The organism is Streptomyces sp. NPDC096339 (genome assembly GCF_044762985.1).
Taxonomy (GTDB): domain Bacteria; phylum Actinomycetota; class Actinomycetes; order Streptomycetales; family Streptomycetaceae; genus Streptomyces.
The window spans coordinates 1-15,685 of the sequence record NZ_JBIWFI010000049.1; the positions used below are offsets into that span (position 1 = coordinate 1).

A 15,685-nucleotide genomic window follows, 5' to 3' on the forward strand; every position below is an offset into this window, starting at 1 on the left:
CGTCGAACGTGACGAGGTACCGGCAAGCAGAACGGGGTTGCGTTCGACGCCCTGCGGGGGCGCCCCACCGCACACCCGACCCCGACGGCGCGGGGTGCCTACCCCCTGGCGGCGGCCACCTCGCGCAGCGCCGCCAGGACGTGGGACACGGCAGGCGCGGCCTCGCCGCCCCGGCGGACCGCGGCGATCACGTGCCGCGTGGGCCGGTCGTGGGTGAGGACCCGGACCGCGACGCCCGAGGCCCGGCTCGACACCATGCGGGGGACGAGGGCCACCCCCATCCCCGCCTCCACCATCGCCAGGATCGCCGTCCAGCCGGAGGCCGAGTGCGCCTGCTCCGGCACGAACCCCGCCGCCTCGCACGCGCCCACCGCGATCTCCGACCAGGGCCCGCTGCCCCCGTAGATCCACGGGTCACCGGAAAGATCGGCCAGCCGGACCTCGGCCTCCCCGGCGAGCGGGTGCCCCGGCGGGAGCGCCACGTCCAGCGGGTCCTCCATCAGCGTCACCCGCGTGAACCGCGGATCGCGCGCCGTCGGCGCATGGGCCGCCAGGGACAGCGCCAGGTCGACGCCCCCGGCCGACAGGAGTTCGTACGATTCCGCGGCCTCCGTCTCCCGCACGTGGACCTCCACCCCCGGGCGGGTCTCCCGCAGCGCCGCCACCGCCGGTACGACGAGGGCCGGCACGGCGGTGGAGAACGCGCCCACCCGCACCTCCCCCGCGTCTCCCGCGAGGTACCCCGCGAGCTCGGCGTCGGCCCGCTCCAGCTGTGCGAACACCGACTCCGCGTGCCGCAGTACGAGGTGCGCCGCGTCCGTGAGGCGGACCCTCCGGCCTTCGGCCTCCAGCAGCACCACTCCCAGCTGCCGGGCGAGGTTCGTCAGCTGCTGCGAAACGGCCGAGGGCGTCATGTGCAGCGCCTCGGCCGTGGCGGTCACGGTCCCCCGTTCGGCGAGGGTCCGCAGGATCCGCAGCTTCTTGATGTCCCACTCGGTCATGGAGCGAACCTACCGGCGGGCGCTTCCCAGCATGACCCCGCCGAGGATCAGCACCATGCACAGGAGCTGTGCGGGGCCGGTCTGCTCGCCCAGCAGGAGGAAGCCGAGTCCGGCCACGCAGACGGGCTGGAGGTAGTAGACGACTCCGGCGCGGGCCGCCCCGATGATCGAGACCGCCTTGTTCCAGGCGAAGAAGGCGACGGCAGAGGAGAACACCCCGACGTACAGCAGCGCTCCGACGGACCCGGCGGTGACCTCGAAGGCGCCCTGGACGGAGACGGAGACGGCGTAGGCGGGTGCCAGCATCAGCGCGCCGAGCGCGAAGGTGGTCATCAGGAAGGCCAGTCCGCCCAGTTCGGCGGGCTTGCGCTTGAGCAGGGCGCTGTACGTGGCGAAGGAGAGGGCGGCGGCGAACATCCACAGGTCGCCGGCGCCGAAGTCGAAGCCGATGGAGCCGTCCCCGACGAGCAGCAGCACGCCGAGGGCCGCGACGAGCATCCCGATGGTGCGCCGGGCGCCGAGCCGTTCGCCGCCGAGGCGGGCGTACAGCGCCATGATGACGGGCGAGGCGGCCATGATCATGCCCATGTTGGAGGCGGAGGTGGTCAGTCCGGCCTGGTGCACGAGGGTGTTGTAGAGGGCGACGCCGAACAGCGAGGCCAGGGCGATGAAGCCGAGGTGCCGCCGGATCAGGGCTCGCTGCTGCCAGACCTGGCGGGCGGCGAAGGGGGCGACGGCGACGAGGGCGATGACCCAGCGCCAGAACACGGCCTGGACGGGCGGGACGTGTCCGGCCATTCCGCGGGTGGCGACGAAGCTGCCGGACCAGACGACCGTCGCGAGGAGGGCGAGGAGCACGCCGAGCCCGGCGGCTCCCTTCTTCCCGGTGCCCATGACGGTGGGCTGTGCTTGCGAAACGGTGCGGACCCGGTCCATGACGGCCACTGGGTGTCTCCCCCTCGGGGTCGGTCTGTGTGAATTCGTGGTCCTACCGTCGCATCCGCCCATCGGTCAGGTCCATCGAAATGTTTTGATTGATCTCTTCAGTAGAACTGAACGATTCCTCGGCGGCGGCGTCCCGGGCCGAGCGGGCCGCCGAGAGCTGTCCGACGACGGTGGCCCCGAAGGCTATCGCCATCCCCGCCAGCTGTACGGGCGTCAGCGCCTGCCCGAGGGCCGCCCAGCCGATCACGGCGGCGGTCAGCGGGGAGAGCGGGCCGAGCAGGGTGACCGAGGTGGCGCTGAGCTGCCCGATGCCGCGGAACCAGAGCCAGTACGCGGTGCCGGTGTTGATCAGCATCATGTAGCCGTAGCCGAGCACGGCGTGGCCGTCGAGCGCCGGCGGGGCCCCCTCGACCAGGGCGGCGACCGGGATGATGACCAGCCCGCCCGCGGTGAGCTGCCAGCCCGTCATGGCCAGCGGGCCGACGCCGTCGGGGCGTCCCCAGCGCTTCGTCATGACGGTGCCCGCGCCCATGGAGGCGGAGGAGACCACGCCGGCGATGATCCCGACCAGGTCCAGCTTCGCCTCGGCGGTGAGGACGACCATGCTCACGCCGAAGGCCGCCACGATGGCCGCGAGGATGGTACGGAGGCTCGCGCGCTCCCCGAGGAGCAGCGCGGCGAGCCCCACGACGAACAGCGGTCCGGCGGACCCGAGCACGGCCGCGACGCCGCCGGGCAGCCGGTAGGCGGAGAGGAACAGCAGCGGGAAGAAGGCGCCGATGTTGAGGGTGCCGAGGACGGCGGACTTCCACCACCACTCGCCCTTGGGGATGGTGCGGGCCAGTGCGGTCAGGAGCAGTCCGGCGGGCAGGGCCCGCATGACCCCGGTGAACAGCGGCCGGTCGGGCGGCAGCAGTTCACTGGCCACGAAGTAGGTGGAACCCCAGGAGATCGGGGCGAGTGCGGTGAGGGCGACGGTGGCGGCGCGCTTCATGATGCTGACTCCTCGGCAGGTGAGGAACGAGGGACGTGAGGGGCGTACGAAAGGCGCTCAGGCGGCGGCCGGCGCCGCGGTGCGCGCGACGGCGGGGGCCGGCGGCTCGGCGTGCACGGCCTCGGCGGGCAGGTGCGGCTCCAGCCGGACCAGCGCCAGGGCGGCGCCGAGCGCGCTGACGGCGAGGACGGCCCAGGGCAGGCGGCCGTCGACGGCGAGCAGGGCGGTGAAGAGCGAGGGGGCGAGCGCGGTGGCCAGCGAGTAGGACAGCTGATAGGTGGCCAGGTAGCGGCCGCGGACGGCTTCGGGGGCGGCGGAGACCGACAGGGCGCCGCCGGAGGGGCTGTGCACCAGCTCGCCGAGGGTGTAGACGACCACGATCGCCATCAGGGCGACCAGGGTGGCGGTCTGCCCGGGGCGGACGGTGCCGAGCACGATCTGGCCGACGAACGCGGCGGCGAAGAGCAGGGAGCCGAGGGCGGCCGAGCGGGTGCGGCGGGCGCCGGAGCGGCGGACCCGGCTCGCGATCAGTACGCCGACCCCGGCGCACAGGGCGGTGTTGAGGGTGAAGGCGGCTCCGGTGAGGGAGTCGGGCGCCATCAGCCAGGTGGAGAGGTAGAGCGGGAAGAGGACGGAGAGGGCGGAGTAGCCGAGCGCGGTGAGGAAGTTGGCGGCGGTCAGCCCGAGGAAGGGCCGGTCGCGCAGGACCATCCGGTAGCCCGCGGCCTCGCGCTTCGCCGGGCCGCCCTCGCCGTCGCGTACCGGGCGGACCCGGGAGACGAGCAGTCCGGCGAGGGTGAAGGCCAGTGCGTTGCCCCAGGCGGTGTAGGTGAACCCGCCGGTCCCCCACAGGGCCAGGACCCCGGTGACGAGCAGGGCGCCCGCGCCCATCCCGGCGTTCTGCAGCGCGCGGATCGAGGCCTGGAGCCGGTCGCGGGCCGAGCCGCGCGCCACCTCCCCGATCAGGGACTGCTGGACGACCGAGAAGGAGCGGTCGGCGAGGGCGGTGACGAGGGTGACGGCGGCGAAGGCGGCCAGTGAGCTCGCGAAGGGGTAGAGCGCGAAGCCGACCGCCCGCATCCCGTAGAGGACCAGGTTGACCTTCTTCGCGCCGAACCGGTCGACGGCCGTCCCGGCCAGCGGCATGAAGGCCAGTCCGGCGACGCCCGTGATGGTCATGACCAGGCCGACGAGGGTGAAGGAGAGCCCGGTGACGTGGTGGAAGAAGACGAGCGAGAACGGGATGTACATGCCGATCCCGACCGAGCTGATCCCGACACCGGCGAGCAGGGCCCGCTCACCCGCGACTCTCGTTTCCATTGCTTCCCCCGCGGTTGGCCGATCGAAGTAGGTCGATGGAAAGTAGCTTACTCGTAAGCTACTTTCCGTCAAGCAACTTTCTTGCGATCGACTTCCGGAAGGCTGGATACTGCGCCCATGACCGAGGCCAACAAGGACGCCGTCGACGCCATCGCCGCCCAGTGGCACGCGGTGCGCCCGGACCTGCACACCGAACCCATGGAAGTCTTCGGACGCATCTACCGGATCGCCCGGGCCATGGGGGACGAGATGGAACGGGCCTACGCCCGCTTCGGGATCTCGCGGGGCGAGTTCGACGTGGTCGCCACACTGCGCCGCTCCGGCGAGCCGTACACGCTCTCGCCCCGGCAGCTGTCGGCGACGCTGATGCTCACCACGGGCGGCATGACGGGGCGCCTGGACAAGCTGGAGAAGGCCGGGCTGCTCAGCCGCAAGCCCGATCCGCACGACCGGCGCGGACTCCAGGTGACGATCACCGACCGCGGGCTCGCGCTCATCGACGAGGCCGTCACCGCCGGCCTGGAGGTGCAGCGCGCCGCGCTCACCGGGCTGAGCGAGGACGAGGCCCAGGTGCTCGGCGGGCTGCTCCGCAAGCTACTGGCCGGCATGTGAGAACACGAAGAGGCGCCGGGGGTCGCCGCACGGCCGAATCGAATCGGCGTGCGGACCCCCGGCGCCCGGGAAGTATGTGGTGCCGCCCCTGAGGGGTCGGCCCGTTCAGGCCTGCTTCTGCGGCTTGTCCGACTTGTCGAGGACCATCACCAGACCCGTGATGACCAGGAACAGCACGATCGGCAGGGCCACGTACAGGCCGAGCGTCGCGCCGACGCTCAGACCCGCGCCCGGGTCGTCGCCGTCGTCGCGGGTGAGCGCGAGGGCGGGAGACGTCATCAGCAGCATCATCAGCGCAGATCCGGCCGTGACGGCGCCGGCGCGCAGAGCGTTCTTCTTGTCCACGGTGCCAAACTAGCGAACGCCCCGACGGCCCGCGCGCCCGGGGGTGCCGTACGGGGTCAGGCCCCCTTCCTCAGGGCCCTCAGCAGGGCGTTCGCCCGGGGCGAGGCGGCCAGTTCCTCCAAGGTCAGCGGCCGTCCGTCGGCGTCCGCGACCGGCAGCCGCCAATTGGGGTACTGGTCCCAGGTGCCCGGCAGGTTCTGCGGCCGCCGGTCCCCCACCGCGTCCGGCAGCCATACCCCGACCAGCCTGGCCGGGGTGCGCAGCAGGAAGGCGTACAGGGCCCGTACGGCGGCCTCCTCGTCCCCGGTGTCCAGGCCCAGCCCGCCGAGCAGTTCCAGCCACTCGGCGGTGTCGGCGGCGTCCTCGGCCCGCTCCCGCTCGACCGGGCGCGCCAGCAGGCCGAGCCGGTCGCGCAGTTCCACGTGGGTCCCGGCCAGCTTGGCGGCCGTGGGCGGCAGATCGTGGGTGGTGACGGTGGCCAGGCAGTCGGCCCGCCAGTCCTGCGGCGCGAGCGGCTTGCCGCCGCCGTCCCAGTCCCGCTCGAACCAGAGCACCGAGGTGCCGAGCACCCCGCGCCGGGCCAGCGCCCGGCGCACCCTCGGCTCGACCGTGCCCAGGTCCTCGCCGATGACCAGGGCCCCGGCCCGGTGGGCCTCCAGGACCAGGACCGCCAGCATGGCCTCGCCGTCGTACGAGACGTACGTGCCCTCGGCGGGCGGGGTCCCCTCCGGGATCCACCACAGCCGGAACAGGCCCATGACGTGGTCGATGCGCAGGGCGCCCGCGTAGCGGAACACCGACCGCAGCAGGGACCGGAAGGGCGCGTACCGGGTCTCGGCCAACCGGTCCGGCCGCCAGGGCGGCAGCCCCCAGTCCTGCCCGCGCGCGTTGAACGCGTCCGGCGGGGCACCGGCCGAGGCGTCCCGGGCGTGGAAGGAGCCCGTACGGGCGTCCGAGCCGTCGGGATGCACCCCGACGGCCAGGTCGTGCACGATCCCGACCGCCATCCCCGACTCCCGGGCCACCCGCTGGGCACCGGCGAGCTGAGCGTCGGTCAGCCAGACGAGCCAGCGATGGAAGTCGGCCCGCTCCCCGGGATCCTCCCCCTCCGCGGCCGCGCACCAGGCGGCGTGCCGGTCCAGCGGCGGGCCCTGCCGCTCGCAGAACTCGTCGTAGGCGGCCTCCCGGTCCGCCGTCCGGGGAACGGCGTACAACAACTCCAGGGCCGCGCGCTTGAGTTCCCACACCCCGTCCCGGTCGATCAGCTCCCCCTTCTCCAGCACCGCGCGGCGCAGCTGCGCACCCCGCGCGGCGAGCTCGGCGAGGGCCTCTCTCTCCGGGCACAGGGCGTACTCCGGGACGTCCTCGATCCTCAGGTGGACCGGGTCCGGGAAGCGGCGCGAGGAGGGGCGGTACGGGGACGGGTCGGTCGGGGTGCCGGGCACGGCCGCGTGCAGCGGGTTGACCTGAATGAAGCCGACGCCGTGGGTACGGCCGACCCAGCGGGCGAGCTCCGCGAGGTCACCGAGGTCGCCCATGCCCCAGGAGCGTTCGGAGAGCAGCGAGTACAGCTGCACGAGCACCCCGTGGGCCCGCTCGGGCGCGGCGGGCGCCCGCTCCGGGGCCACGATCAGCGTGGCCCCGCCGACCGCCCCGTCCGGCAACGCGACGCCGATCCGGTGCACCCCCAGGGGCACCGCGGGAGACTCCCGTCCATCACCGACGACCCACTCGACGACCGTTCCCGTCGACTCCGGGGCGGGCCGCCGCCGGGGTCGGGTGTGCGCCGGGGCGTCCCCGCAGGGTGTCGAACGCTGTACCCCGTCACTTCGCACCTCCTCGTCACGTTCGGCACCCGAGGAGACGCCCCGGCGCGCGCCCGGCCCCGGCGGCACGGACACCGCCGCCACAGCCCCGGCGGCAACGGGCCGCGCCGCCGAGTCCGACCCCGTCAAGTCCGGCCCCGCCGAGCCCGGTTCCGCCTCCACCCGGACCCGCGTACCGGCGGGCAAGGAGGCCAGTTCGGCCGGGGACCGCTCGCCCTCCCACCACACCAGGGTCGGCGGCAACAGGCGCTCCCGCGCCTCCCGTTCGGCCGCCTCCAGGCCCGCCCGAACGTCCTCGGGGGTGTCGGTGCGGACTCCGAGCATGCCGAGTACGGCGGCGACCGTGGCCCGCGGTACCGGGACGGTGACGTCCGCGGCGGGCTGGTAGGCGGTGGCCACACCGTGCAGGGCCGCGAGCCGGGCCAGGTCGTCGTCCATGGGCGCACTCCTTTGTGCTGAGGGTGGGTCGGCGCCCGGTCAACACCGGGGCGGCACCCTGGGACACGGCCGCGAACACAGCAGCCCTACCCAGTCCGGGGCATCGCATTCCTGGCGTATCCAGGTCAGATCACCCATCCACATTGACACTCCAGCCGCACGGGTGGTGGGCTCGGGCTCATCCGTACGAGTGGGGGACGTCTCGGGACGAGGAGGCTCTGTGCAGCTCAGGGGCAGGAAGCGGACGACGGCCGCCGCCGTGGCGGTGATCGGGTCGCTGCTGGGCGGGGCCGTCGCCTCGGCTCCGACCGGCATGTTCACGGTGGTGACCGGACCGGCCGGGCCGGACCGCGAACCGACCGCGGCCGCCGGCGCGGGCGCCTCCGCCGAACTCGTCCTCGACCCCGCCGCCAACCCCGCGCGCACCGCCGCCGAGGGGCCCGCCGTATGGCCCCGGCCGCAGTCGATGACCGCCGATCCGGCGCGCGAGGTGCCCCTGGGCGCGGAAGTCCTGCTGGTGGCCCCGGCCGACGCGGATCCGGGCGCCGTCCGGGTGGTGCGGGAGTCCCTGCGCGCGGCGGGCGTCCGCACGGTGCGCGAAGTCGCCCCCGGGGCCGCGCTGCCCGCGCACGGCACCGTCGTACGCCTCCAAGGCCCGGACGCACAGGAGGCTTTGCGGGCGCTTGGGGCGACCGCGCCCGGTGACCTGCCGGACGGCGGCTACCGGCTGGCGGTGGGGCGGGCCGGCGGCCGGGACACGGTCGCGCTGGCCGGTGTCGGCGAGGACGGGCTGTTCCACGCGGCGCAGACGCTGCGTCAACTGCTCGCGGCGGGCGCCGGGAAGGCGCCCGGTGTGCTGGTGCGGGACTGGCCGGCGGCGCCGGTGCGCGGGATCACCGAGGGTTTCTACGGGGAGCCGTGGACGGGGGAACAGCGCCTCGCGCAGGTCGAGTTCATGGGCCGTACCAAGCAGAACCGGCTGCTGATCGCGCCCGGCGACGATCCGTACCGGACGACGGCCTGGCGGCAGGAGTACCCGGCCGAGCGGCAGGAGGAGTTCCGCGCGCTGGCGGAGAAGGCCCGCGCCAACAAGGTCGTACTGGGCTGGGCGGTGTCTCCCGGCCAGTCGATGTGCCTGTCCTCGGCTGCCGACCGGGCGGCCCTCGCCCGCAAGCTGGACGCGATGTGGGAACTGGGGTTCCGCGCCTTCCAGGTGCAGTTCCAGGACGTCAGCTACTCCGAGTGGGGCTGCCGCGAGGACCGCGAGAAGTACGGGCGGGGACCCGCGGCGGCCGCGAAGGCGCACGCGGAGGTCGCGGGCGAGCTGGCGGCGCACCTGGCGGACCGCAAGGATCCGGGGACGGCCGCGCTGTCGCTGCTGCCGACGGAGTACCACCAGCAGGGCTCCACCACCTACCGCAAGGCCCTGGCGGCCGCGCTGGACCCGCGGGTCGAGGTGGCCTGGACGGGCGTGGGCGTGGTGCCGCGCACGATCACCGGGAAGGAGGTCGTCGGGGCTCGGTCGACGCTGGGCCACCCGCTGGTCACCATGGACAACTACCCGGTCAACGACTGGGATCCGGCCCGGATCTTCCTCGGCCCCTACGCGGGCCGGGAACCCGCCGTGGCGGGCGGCTCGGCGGCGCTGCTGGCCAACGCGATGCCGCAGGGCACCCTGTCGCGGATCCCGCTCTTCACCGCGGCCGACTTCGCCTGGAACCCTCGCGGTTACCGGGCCGGGGAGTCCTGGGCGGCGGCGGTGCGCGAGCTGGCGGGCCCGGACCCGCGGGCGCGGGAGGCGATGGCGGCGCTGGCCGGGAACACCGCGTCCTCGGGGCTGAAGCTGGAGGAGTCGGCGTATCTGAAGCCGCTGGTCGACCAGTTCTGGAAGGCCCGTGCGGCGGGCGACCCGGCGGCCGGGGCCGAACTGCGCAAGGCGTTCACGGTCCTGCGGGAGGCGCCCGCCAGGCTGCCTTCCCTGTCGGCCGAGGCGGGTCCCTGGTTGGACCGGCTGGCGCGCTACGGGACGGCGGGGGAGTTGGCGCTCGACGTCCTCCAGGCCCAGGCCAAGGGAGACGGGACGGCCGCGTGGAAGGCCTCCCAGGCCCTGGACGCGGCCCGGCAGGCGCTGGCCGAGCCGGGCACGGTGCGGGTGGACAAGGCCGTACTGGACCCCTTCCTGAAGCAGGCCGCTGCGGAGGCGGACGCGTGGACGGGAGCCGCGCGCAAGACGGGCACGGTGACGAAGGACGCGAACAGCTGGACGGTGCGGCTGGACGCGGCACGCCCGGTGTCGGCGGTGACGGTGATGACGGACCCGCTCCCGGCGGGCGCGCGGGGCGCGGCGGTGGAGGTCGAGGTGCCCGGCGAGGGCTGGCGCAAGGTGGCCGAGGCCGCCGCCTCGGGTTGGACCCAGGTGGACACGGGCGGGGTGCGCGCGGACGCGGTACGGCTCTCCTGGGCGGGCGCGGGTGCCGCGCCCGCGGTGCACCAGGTGGTGCCGTGGCTCGGGGACGGACCGCAGGCCCGCTTCGAACTGGCGGACGGCACGGCGGTCGACGCGGAGATCGGGGGCCCGGCGCAGCGGATCTGGGCGAGGCTGACCGCGCTGGGCGCCGGCGAGGTCCGCGGGCCGCTGACGGCGAAGCCCCCGGCGGGCGTGTCGGTCGGGCTGCCGGGGACCGTGGTGGCCCCGCGCGGCGGGCAGGTGTCGATCCCGCTGGAGGTCACCGTCGCCCCTGCGACGGCGCCGGGCACCTACGCGGTCCCGGTCGCCTTCGGCGCCGAGACCCGCACTCTGACGGTGCGTGCGGTGCCGCGCACGGGCGGCCCGGACCTGCTGCGCACGGCGCGGGCGAGTTCCTCGGGCGACGAGACCTCGGACTTCCCGGCGTCGGCGGCGGTCGACGGCTACCCGAACACCCGCTGGTCCTCGCCCGCGGTGGACGGCGCGTGGTGGCAGGCCGAACTGCGCTCCCCGGCCCGGATCGGCCGGCTGGACCTCCACTGGCAGGAGGCGTACCCGTCGGCGTACCGGGTGGAGACCTCCGCGGACGGCAGGACGTGGCGCCCGGCCGCCACCGTCCCCGCCTCCCGCGGCGGCCGCGAGACGGTCCGCGTGGACGCCCCGGGCGCGCGGTTCGTCCGGGTGACGTGCGAGAAGCGCGCGACCCGCTTCGGCTGCAGCCTCTGGTCGGCGGAGGCCTACGCGGTCACGCCGTAGCCTGCGGCACCGTTGCCGGGGCGCTCCCCCCGAACCCCCGCGCCTCAAACGCCGGCGGGGCTGGGTTTGCCTCCGGCGGCGCCTCAAACGCCGGCGGGCTGGAATTGCCCTCCGGGCAATCCAGCCCGCCCCGGGCGCTCCACGGCCCGCGCTTTCAACCGACAGCAACCGAATCCAGCCTCGCCGGCGTTTGAGGCGCGGGGTCCGGGGCGGAGCCCCGGGGCCGGGCCGCAGGGCTACGACACCGCGACCCCAATGCGTTCCAGCGCGTCCTCCGCCCCGTACGGCTGGAGGTACGGCATCCACCGCGGATCCCGGTGCCCCGTGCCGATGATGCGCCAGGCCAGCCCGGACGGCGGCGCCGGCTGGTGCCGCAGTCGCCAGCCGAGGTCGACCAGATGGCGGTCGGCCTTGACGTGGTTGCAGCGGCGGCACGCGGCGACGACGTTGTCCCACACGTGCTGGCCGCCCCGGCTGCGCGGGATGACGTGGTCGACGCTGGTGGCGACGGCCCCGCAGTACATGCAGCGCCCCCCGTCGCGCGCGAACAGGGCGCGCCGGGTGAGTGGAACGGGCCCCCGGTAGGGGACCCGTACGAAGCGCTTGAGCCGGACCACGCTGGGCGCGGGGACGACCCTTGTCGCGCTGTGCAGATAGGCGCCGGATTCCTCCAGGGAGACAGCCTTGTTCTCCAGGACGAGGACGAGCGCGCGGCGGAGCGGTACGACGCCGAGGGGCTCGTACGACGCGTTGAGGACCAGGACGTGCGGCACGGACTGCCTCCTTGTACGCCGGCGGCGCGTGGCTCGCGCCGGGACGATCTGCTCTCCAGTCTCTCCTTATGGCTGGTCGAAGCGCCACCACGCGCCCGTAACGGGTCCGGGGTGTTTTCAACCACACCTGCTTCCTGCCCAGGTGAGTCTGGTCTCTCCCTCGAACAGGAAGCCCCTCGGCAAACACGTCGCGGGGATTGCCCCGTTAGTGTGGTTGGTCTGCCCGCACACCCCTTCGGGCAGACCGCTATACCTGGAGGTTCCCGTCGTGCCCTGGCCCGCCGCTCTGCTGCCGCTGGCAGCGGACGTTCCGGACGCGCCCGCCTCGGTCAAGGAGGCGCAGGAGAGCGTCACCGAGGCCGCGAGCTTCATCGAACAGAACTGGGCCACCTGGCTGAGCATCGGCCTGCGGATCCTGCTGATCGTCGTGATAGCAGCCGCACTGCGCTCGGTGGTCCGCAAGGCGCTGACCAAGCTCATAAACCGGATGAACACCAGCGCCGAGGCCGTCGAGGGCACCGCCCTGGGCGGGCTGCTGGTCAATGCCGAGCGCCGGCGCCAGCGCTCGGAGGCCATCGGTTCGGTCCTGCGCTCGGTGGCCTCGTTCCTGATCCTCGGCACGGCCGCGCTGATGGTGCTGGCCGCCCTGAAGATCGATCTGGCCCCGCTGCTGGCGAGTGCGGGTGTGGCCGGTGTGGCGATCGGTTTCGGCGCCCGCAACCTGGTGACCGACTTCCTGTCCGGCGTCTTCATGATCATGGAGGACCAGTACGGCGTCGGTGACAAGATCGACGCCGGGGTGGCCTCGGGCGAGGTCATAGAGGTCGGCCTGCGGGTCACCAAGCTGCGCGGGGACAACGGCGAGATCTGGTACGTGCGCAACGGCGAGATCAAGCGGATCGGCAACCTCAGCCAGGGCTGGGCGACCGCGGGCGTGGCCGTGCAGGTCAAGCCGACGGAGAACATGACCCGGATCCGCGAGGTGGTCCAGGAGGTCGCCGACACGCTGGCGAAGGAGTCCCCGTGGGACGAGCGCCTGTGGGGTCCGGTGGAGGTGCTGGGCCTGGACGAGGTGCTGCTCGCCTCGATGACGGTGAAGGTGTCGGCGAAGACGATGCCCGGCAAGCAGTTCGCCGTGGAGCGGGAGCTCCGCTGGCGGATCAAGGAGGCCTTCGACGCCGCGGGCATCCGGATCATCGGCGGCGCGGCCGCACCCGCCGAAGAGGAGGAGGCCCCGGCGGACCCGTCGGCCGCCGTCGCCGCCCCCTCGGCGCTGGCGAACCCCGCCTCCCCGCAGTCCCTGGCCACCGCACCGATCCCGGCGCCGGGCGGCCCGAAGATCACCAAGTAGCACCGGGCGGACACCCGGCGAACACCGGGCACGCCTTCCCCACTGCCCCGCAGGCCATTCCTGCGGGGCAGCGGCATTGACAGGGCCCGAACGGCGATAGGAAACTTACCTAACAGTTCTCCACGGCCTGTACCGCCCGTCCCGTCTGCTCCGGTGAGAGAGAGACCGCGCCATGCCCGCCGCCACGCCCGGAACACCCAGCCTGCTGCGCGCCATGAACGACCGGGCCGCCCTCGAACTCCTGCTGGCGCACGGACCCCTCTCCCGGACCCGGATCGGCAGCCTGACCGGGCTGTCCAAGCCCACCGCCTCGCAGCTGCTCGCCCGCCTGGAGGCCGCCGGACTCGTCGTGGCCACCGGCACCGCCGGCGGCCGCCCCGGTCCCAGCGCCCAGCTGTACGCCGTCAACCCCCGGGCCGCGTACGTCGGCGGACTGGACGTCACACCGGGCCGAGTGCTCGCGGCCGTAGCCGACCTCACCGGCACGGTGGTCGGCACGCACGAGGTCCCGTACGCCGAGGGAGCGGGCGCCGTCGAGCAGGTGACCGAGGCCCTCGGCGAGGCCCTCAAGGCCGCCGGACTGCACCGCTCCGACCTGCACCGGGTGGTCATCGGCACCCCGGGTGCCTTCGACCCCCAGACCGGCCGGCTGCGCTACGCCGGCCACCTCCCCGGCTGGCACTCCCCCACGCTCCTCGACGAGCTGGCCGCGGCCCTGCCGATGCCCGTCGAGTACGAGAACGACGTCAACCTCGCCGCCGTCGCCGAGCAGCGCCTCGGCGCGGCCCGCGGCCACGAGGACTTCGTCCTGCTGTGGAACGAGGAAGGGCTCGGCGCCGCCCTGGTGCTCGGCGGCCGGCTGCACCGAGGCTGGACCGGCGGCGCGGGCGAGGTGGGCTTCCTGCCCGTACCGGGCCATCCCCTGGTCCGCCGGCCGGCCCGCGCCAACACGGGCGGCTACCAGGAGCTGGCCGGCGTACAGATGGTGCCCGGCCTCGCCGCCGGACTGGGCGTGGAAGCCGAGCCCGTGCCCGAGGCCGCGCCGGGCGGTCCGTACAGCCCCGAGGTCGGCGCCGCCGTCGCCCTCCTCGCCCGGGCCGCCGCCACGCCCGAAGGGCCCCACCTGCGCTTCCTCCAGTCGTACGCCACCCTGCTGGCCACCGGTCTCGCCTCGCTCGTGGCCGTCCTCGACCCGGAGATCGTGGTCCTCTCCGGAGCCGTGATCGCCGCCGGCGGCGACCCGCTGCGCGGGCTCCTGGAGGAGGAGCTCGCCGAACTGGCCCCCTCCCGCCCCCGCCTGGTCTCCGGCGAGGTCCCGGAACGCCCGGTGCTGCGCGGCGCCCTGGAGACCGCCCTGGCGGCCACCCGCGACGAGGTCTTCGACACCTCCCGCTGAACCGGCCTCGGGCACCACCCCGCAACCCTGCGCCGCCCCCACCCGTACTCCCCCACACCCCGCGCGCACACCCCACTGGCACCCCCCATCGGAAGTTCCTCCCGCAGAGAGTGAGCCCCGCCATGCCCAGAACCGGACGCCCGATCACCGCGACCGTCCTGCTCGCCGCGATATCCGTACTGGCCGCCGCCTGTACGGGCCAGGGAAGCGGCACCGCCTCAGACGACCCGAAGGCCCAGGTCACCCTCGACTTCTGGCACGGCTGGTCCGCGCCGGGCGAGGTGAAGGCGATCGAGGAGAACATCGCCCGCTTCACGAAGGCGCACCCGAACATCAAGGTCGAGGTCACCGGCAACATGACCGACGACAAGATCAACCAGGCGCTGCGCGCCGGCGGGGACAAGGCCCCCGACGTGGTCTCCTCCTTCACCACCGACAGCGTCGGCAAGTTCTGCAACTCCCGCGCCTTCGCCGACCTGAACCCCTTCCTCGCCAAGTCCGGGATCGACAAGGCCAAGGTCTTCCCCAAGACCCTGCTGGAGTACACCCAGTTCAACGGAAACCAGTGCACCCTGCCACTGCTCAACGACGCGTACGGCCTCGTCTACAACAAGACCGCCTTCGCCGCCGCCGGCATCACCGAACCCCCGAAGACGTGGAGCCAGTTCACCGAGGTCGCGCAGAAACTGACGAAGCCCAAGGGGGATTCGTACGAGCAGGTCGGGCTGATGCCCACCTTCCACGGCTACGAGACCAAACCGACGCGCCTGGCCGCCCAGTGGGGCGGCACCTACTTCGGCTCCGACGGAAAGTCCAACCTGGCCAAGGACCCGGCCTTCGCGAAGATGCTCGGCGCGCAGAAGGACCTGGTGGACAAGCTCGGCGGCTACGAGAGGCTGGAGAGGTTCCGCAACACCTTCGGTGACGAGTGGAGCGCCGAGCACCCCTTCCACCTGGGGCTGGTCGCCATGCAGATCGACGGCGAGTGGCGGGCCCCGATGGCGAAGGAGGCGGGCGTTCCCTTCGAGATCGGCACCGCGCCCCTGCCCGTGCCGGACGAACTGGCCGCCGACTACGGCAAGGGCTACCTCGCCGGCACGGTCATGGGCATCGCGTCCGGCTCCGAGAAGCAGAACGCCGCCTGGGAGCTGGTGAAGTTCATGACCACCGACACCGAGGCGGTCGTCGCCTTCGCCAACGCCATCCACAACGTGCCGTCCACCCTGGCCGCCCTGGAGTCACCCGACCTCCAGGTGACCCCCGAGTTCAAGACCTTCATCGACATCGCCCGGCACCCGAAGTCCAGCACCACCCCGGCCCGGGCCGACGGCGGCACCTACCAGCTGACCTTCGAGGACTTCGCCTACGGAGTCGAGAAGGGCGACGTCGCCGACATCCCCGCCGGGCTCGCCAAGACGGACCGGCAGATCGACACGGACATCGCGAAGGCCGAGTAGCCCC

General features: G+C 73.6%; 12 protein-coding genes. 5 read left to right on the top strand and 7 right to left on the bottom strand.

The genetic code is table 11. The features are described from left to right. Positions 1-98 precede the first annotated feature (98 nt). The 4 genes from ACIQ5Y_RS36620 to ACIQ5Y_RS36635 are packed head-to-tail and all read right to left on the bottom strand — an operon-like array spanning position 99 to position 4,260. Complete coding sequence (locus tag ACIQ5Y_RS36620) at positions 99-1,001, bottom strand: LysR family transcriptional regulator (RefSeq protein WP_403890782.1); 903 nt, start codon at positions 999-1,001, stop codon at positions 99-101. A 9-nt stretch (positions 1,002-1,010) separates the two neighbouring features. Next, positions 1,011-1,937 (bottom strand): DMT family transporter, encoded by a 927-nt coding sequence (locus ACIQ5Y_RS36625; protein ID WP_403890903.1) that lies wholly within the window; start codon positions 1,935-1,937, stop codon positions 1,011-1,013. 52 nt (positions 1,938-1,989) lie between these two features. Next, positions 1,990-2,940 (bottom strand): EamA family transporter, encoded by a 951-nt coding sequence (locus ACIQ5Y_RS36630; protein WP_403890785.1) that lies wholly within the window; start codon positions 2,938-2,940, stop codon positions 1,990-1,992. Positions 2,941-2,997: 57 nt separating this feature from the next. Then, complete coding sequence (locus ACIQ5Y_RS36635) at positions 2,998-4,260, bottom strand: MFS transporter (RefSeq protein WP_403890788.1); 1,263 nt, start codon at positions 4,258-4,260, stop codon at positions 2,998-3,000. Between the two features lie 117 nt (positions 4,261-4,377). Here ACIQ5Y_RS36635 and ACIQ5Y_RS36640 point away from each other — a divergent pair, with 117 nt between their 5' ends. Next, positions 4,378-4,872 (top strand): MarR family winged helix-turn-helix transcriptional regulator, encoded by a 495-nt coding sequence (locus ACIQ5Y_RS36640; RefSeq protein ID WP_403890791.1) that lies wholly within the window; start codon positions 4,378-4,380, stop codon positions 4,870-4,872. A gap of 105 nt (positions 4,873-4,977) precedes the next feature. Here the strand turns inward: ACIQ5Y_RS36640 and ACIQ5Y_RS36645 are convergent, their stop codons facing one another. After that, on the bottom strand, positions 4,978-5,217 hold the full coding sequence (locus ACIQ5Y_RS36645; protein WP_403890794.1) for a hypothetical protein: 240 nt from the start codon (positions 5,215-5,217) through the stop codon (positions 4,978-4,980). Positions 5,218-5,273: 56 nt separating this feature from the next. Continuing rightward, positions 5,274-7,481, bottom strand: coding sequence for a 4-alpha-glucanotransferase (locus ACIQ5Y_RS36650; protein ID WP_403890797.1), 2,208 nt, complete (start codon positions 7,479-7,481; stop codon positions 5,274-5,276). A 220-nt stretch (positions 7,482-7,701) separates the two neighbouring features. Between ACIQ5Y_RS36650 and ACIQ5Y_RS36655 the strand changes: the two genes are divergently transcribed. Next, positions 7,702-10,704 (top strand): beta-N-acetylglucosaminidase domain-containing protein, encoded by a 3,003-nt coding sequence (locus ACIQ5Y_RS36655; protein ID WP_403890800.1) that lies wholly within the window; start codon positions 7,702-7,704, stop codon positions 10,702-10,704. A gap of 236 nt (positions 10,705-10,940) precedes the next feature. Here the strand turns inward: ACIQ5Y_RS36655 and ACIQ5Y_RS36660 are convergent, their stop codons facing one another. Continuing rightward, positions 10,941-11,477 carry an HNH endonuclease gene (locus ACIQ5Y_RS36660; RefSeq protein ID WP_376657590.1) on the bottom strand — a complete coding sequence of 179 codons (537 nt, stop codon included), beginning with the start codon at positions 11,475-11,477 and terminating at the stop codon, positions 10,941-10,943. Between the two features lie 268 nt (positions 11,478-11,745). On the opposite strand from ACIQ5Y_RS36660, the gene ACIQ5Y_RS36665 reads away from it, so the two are divergent. From ACIQ5Y_RS36665 to ACIQ5Y_RS36675, 3 genes are all read left to right on the top strand, one after another. Beyond that, positions 11,746-12,828 (top strand): mechanosensitive ion channel family protein, encoded by a 1,083-nt coding sequence (locus tag ACIQ5Y_RS36665; RefSeq protein ID WP_403890805.1) that lies wholly within the window; start codon positions 11,746-11,748, stop codon positions 12,826-12,828. 172 nt (positions 12,829-13,000) lie between these two features. After that, the gene (locus ACIQ5Y_RS36670) at positions 13,001-14,224 is read left to right on the top strand and encodes an ROK family transcriptional regulator (protein ID WP_403890808.1); all 1,224 of its coding nucleotides are present in this window, start codon (positions 13,001-13,003) and stop codon (positions 14,222-14,224) included. Positions 14,225-14,346: 122 nt separating this feature from the next. After that, a complete protein-coding gene (locus tag ACIQ5Y_RS36675) occupies positions 14,347-15,681 on the top strand; it encodes an ABC transporter substrate-binding protein (protein WP_403890811.1) in 1,335 nt (444 codons plus the stop codon). Positions 15,682-15,685 lie beyond the last annotated feature (4 nt).

Coding starts and splice junctions, on each gene's coding strand:
- ACIQ5Y_RS36620 (WP_403890782.1), bottom strand. CDS start 1,001: ATGACCGAGTGGGACATCAAGAAGCTGCGGATCCTGCGGACCCTCGCC.
- ACIQ5Y_RS36625 (WP_403890903.1), bottom strand. CDS start 1,937: ATGGACCGGGTCCGCACCGTTTCGCAAGCACAGCCCACCGTCATGGGC.
- ACIQ5Y_RS36630 (WP_403890785.1), bottom strand. CDS start 2,940: ATGAAGCGCGCCGCCACCGTCGCCCTCACCGCACTCGCCCCGATCTCC.
- ACIQ5Y_RS36635 (WP_403890788.1), bottom strand. CDS start 4,260: ATGGAAACGAGAGTCGCGGGTGAGCGGGCCCTGCTCGCCGGTGTCGGG.
- ACIQ5Y_RS36640 (WP_403890791.1), top strand. CDS start 4,378: ATGACCGAGGCCAACAAGGACGCCGTCGACGCCATCGCCGCCCAGTGG.
- ACIQ5Y_RS36650 (WP_403890797.1), bottom strand. CDS start 7,481: ATGGACGACGACCTGGCCCGGCTCGCGGCCCTGCACGGTGTGGCCACC.
- ACIQ5Y_RS36670 (WP_403890808.1), top strand. CDS start 13,001: ATGCCCGCCGCCACGCCCGGAACACCCAGCCTGCTGCGCGCCATGAAC.
- ACIQ5Y_RS36675 (WP_403890811.1), top strand. CDS start 14,347: ATGCCCAGAACCGGACGCCCGATCACCGCGACCGTCCTGCTCGCCGCG.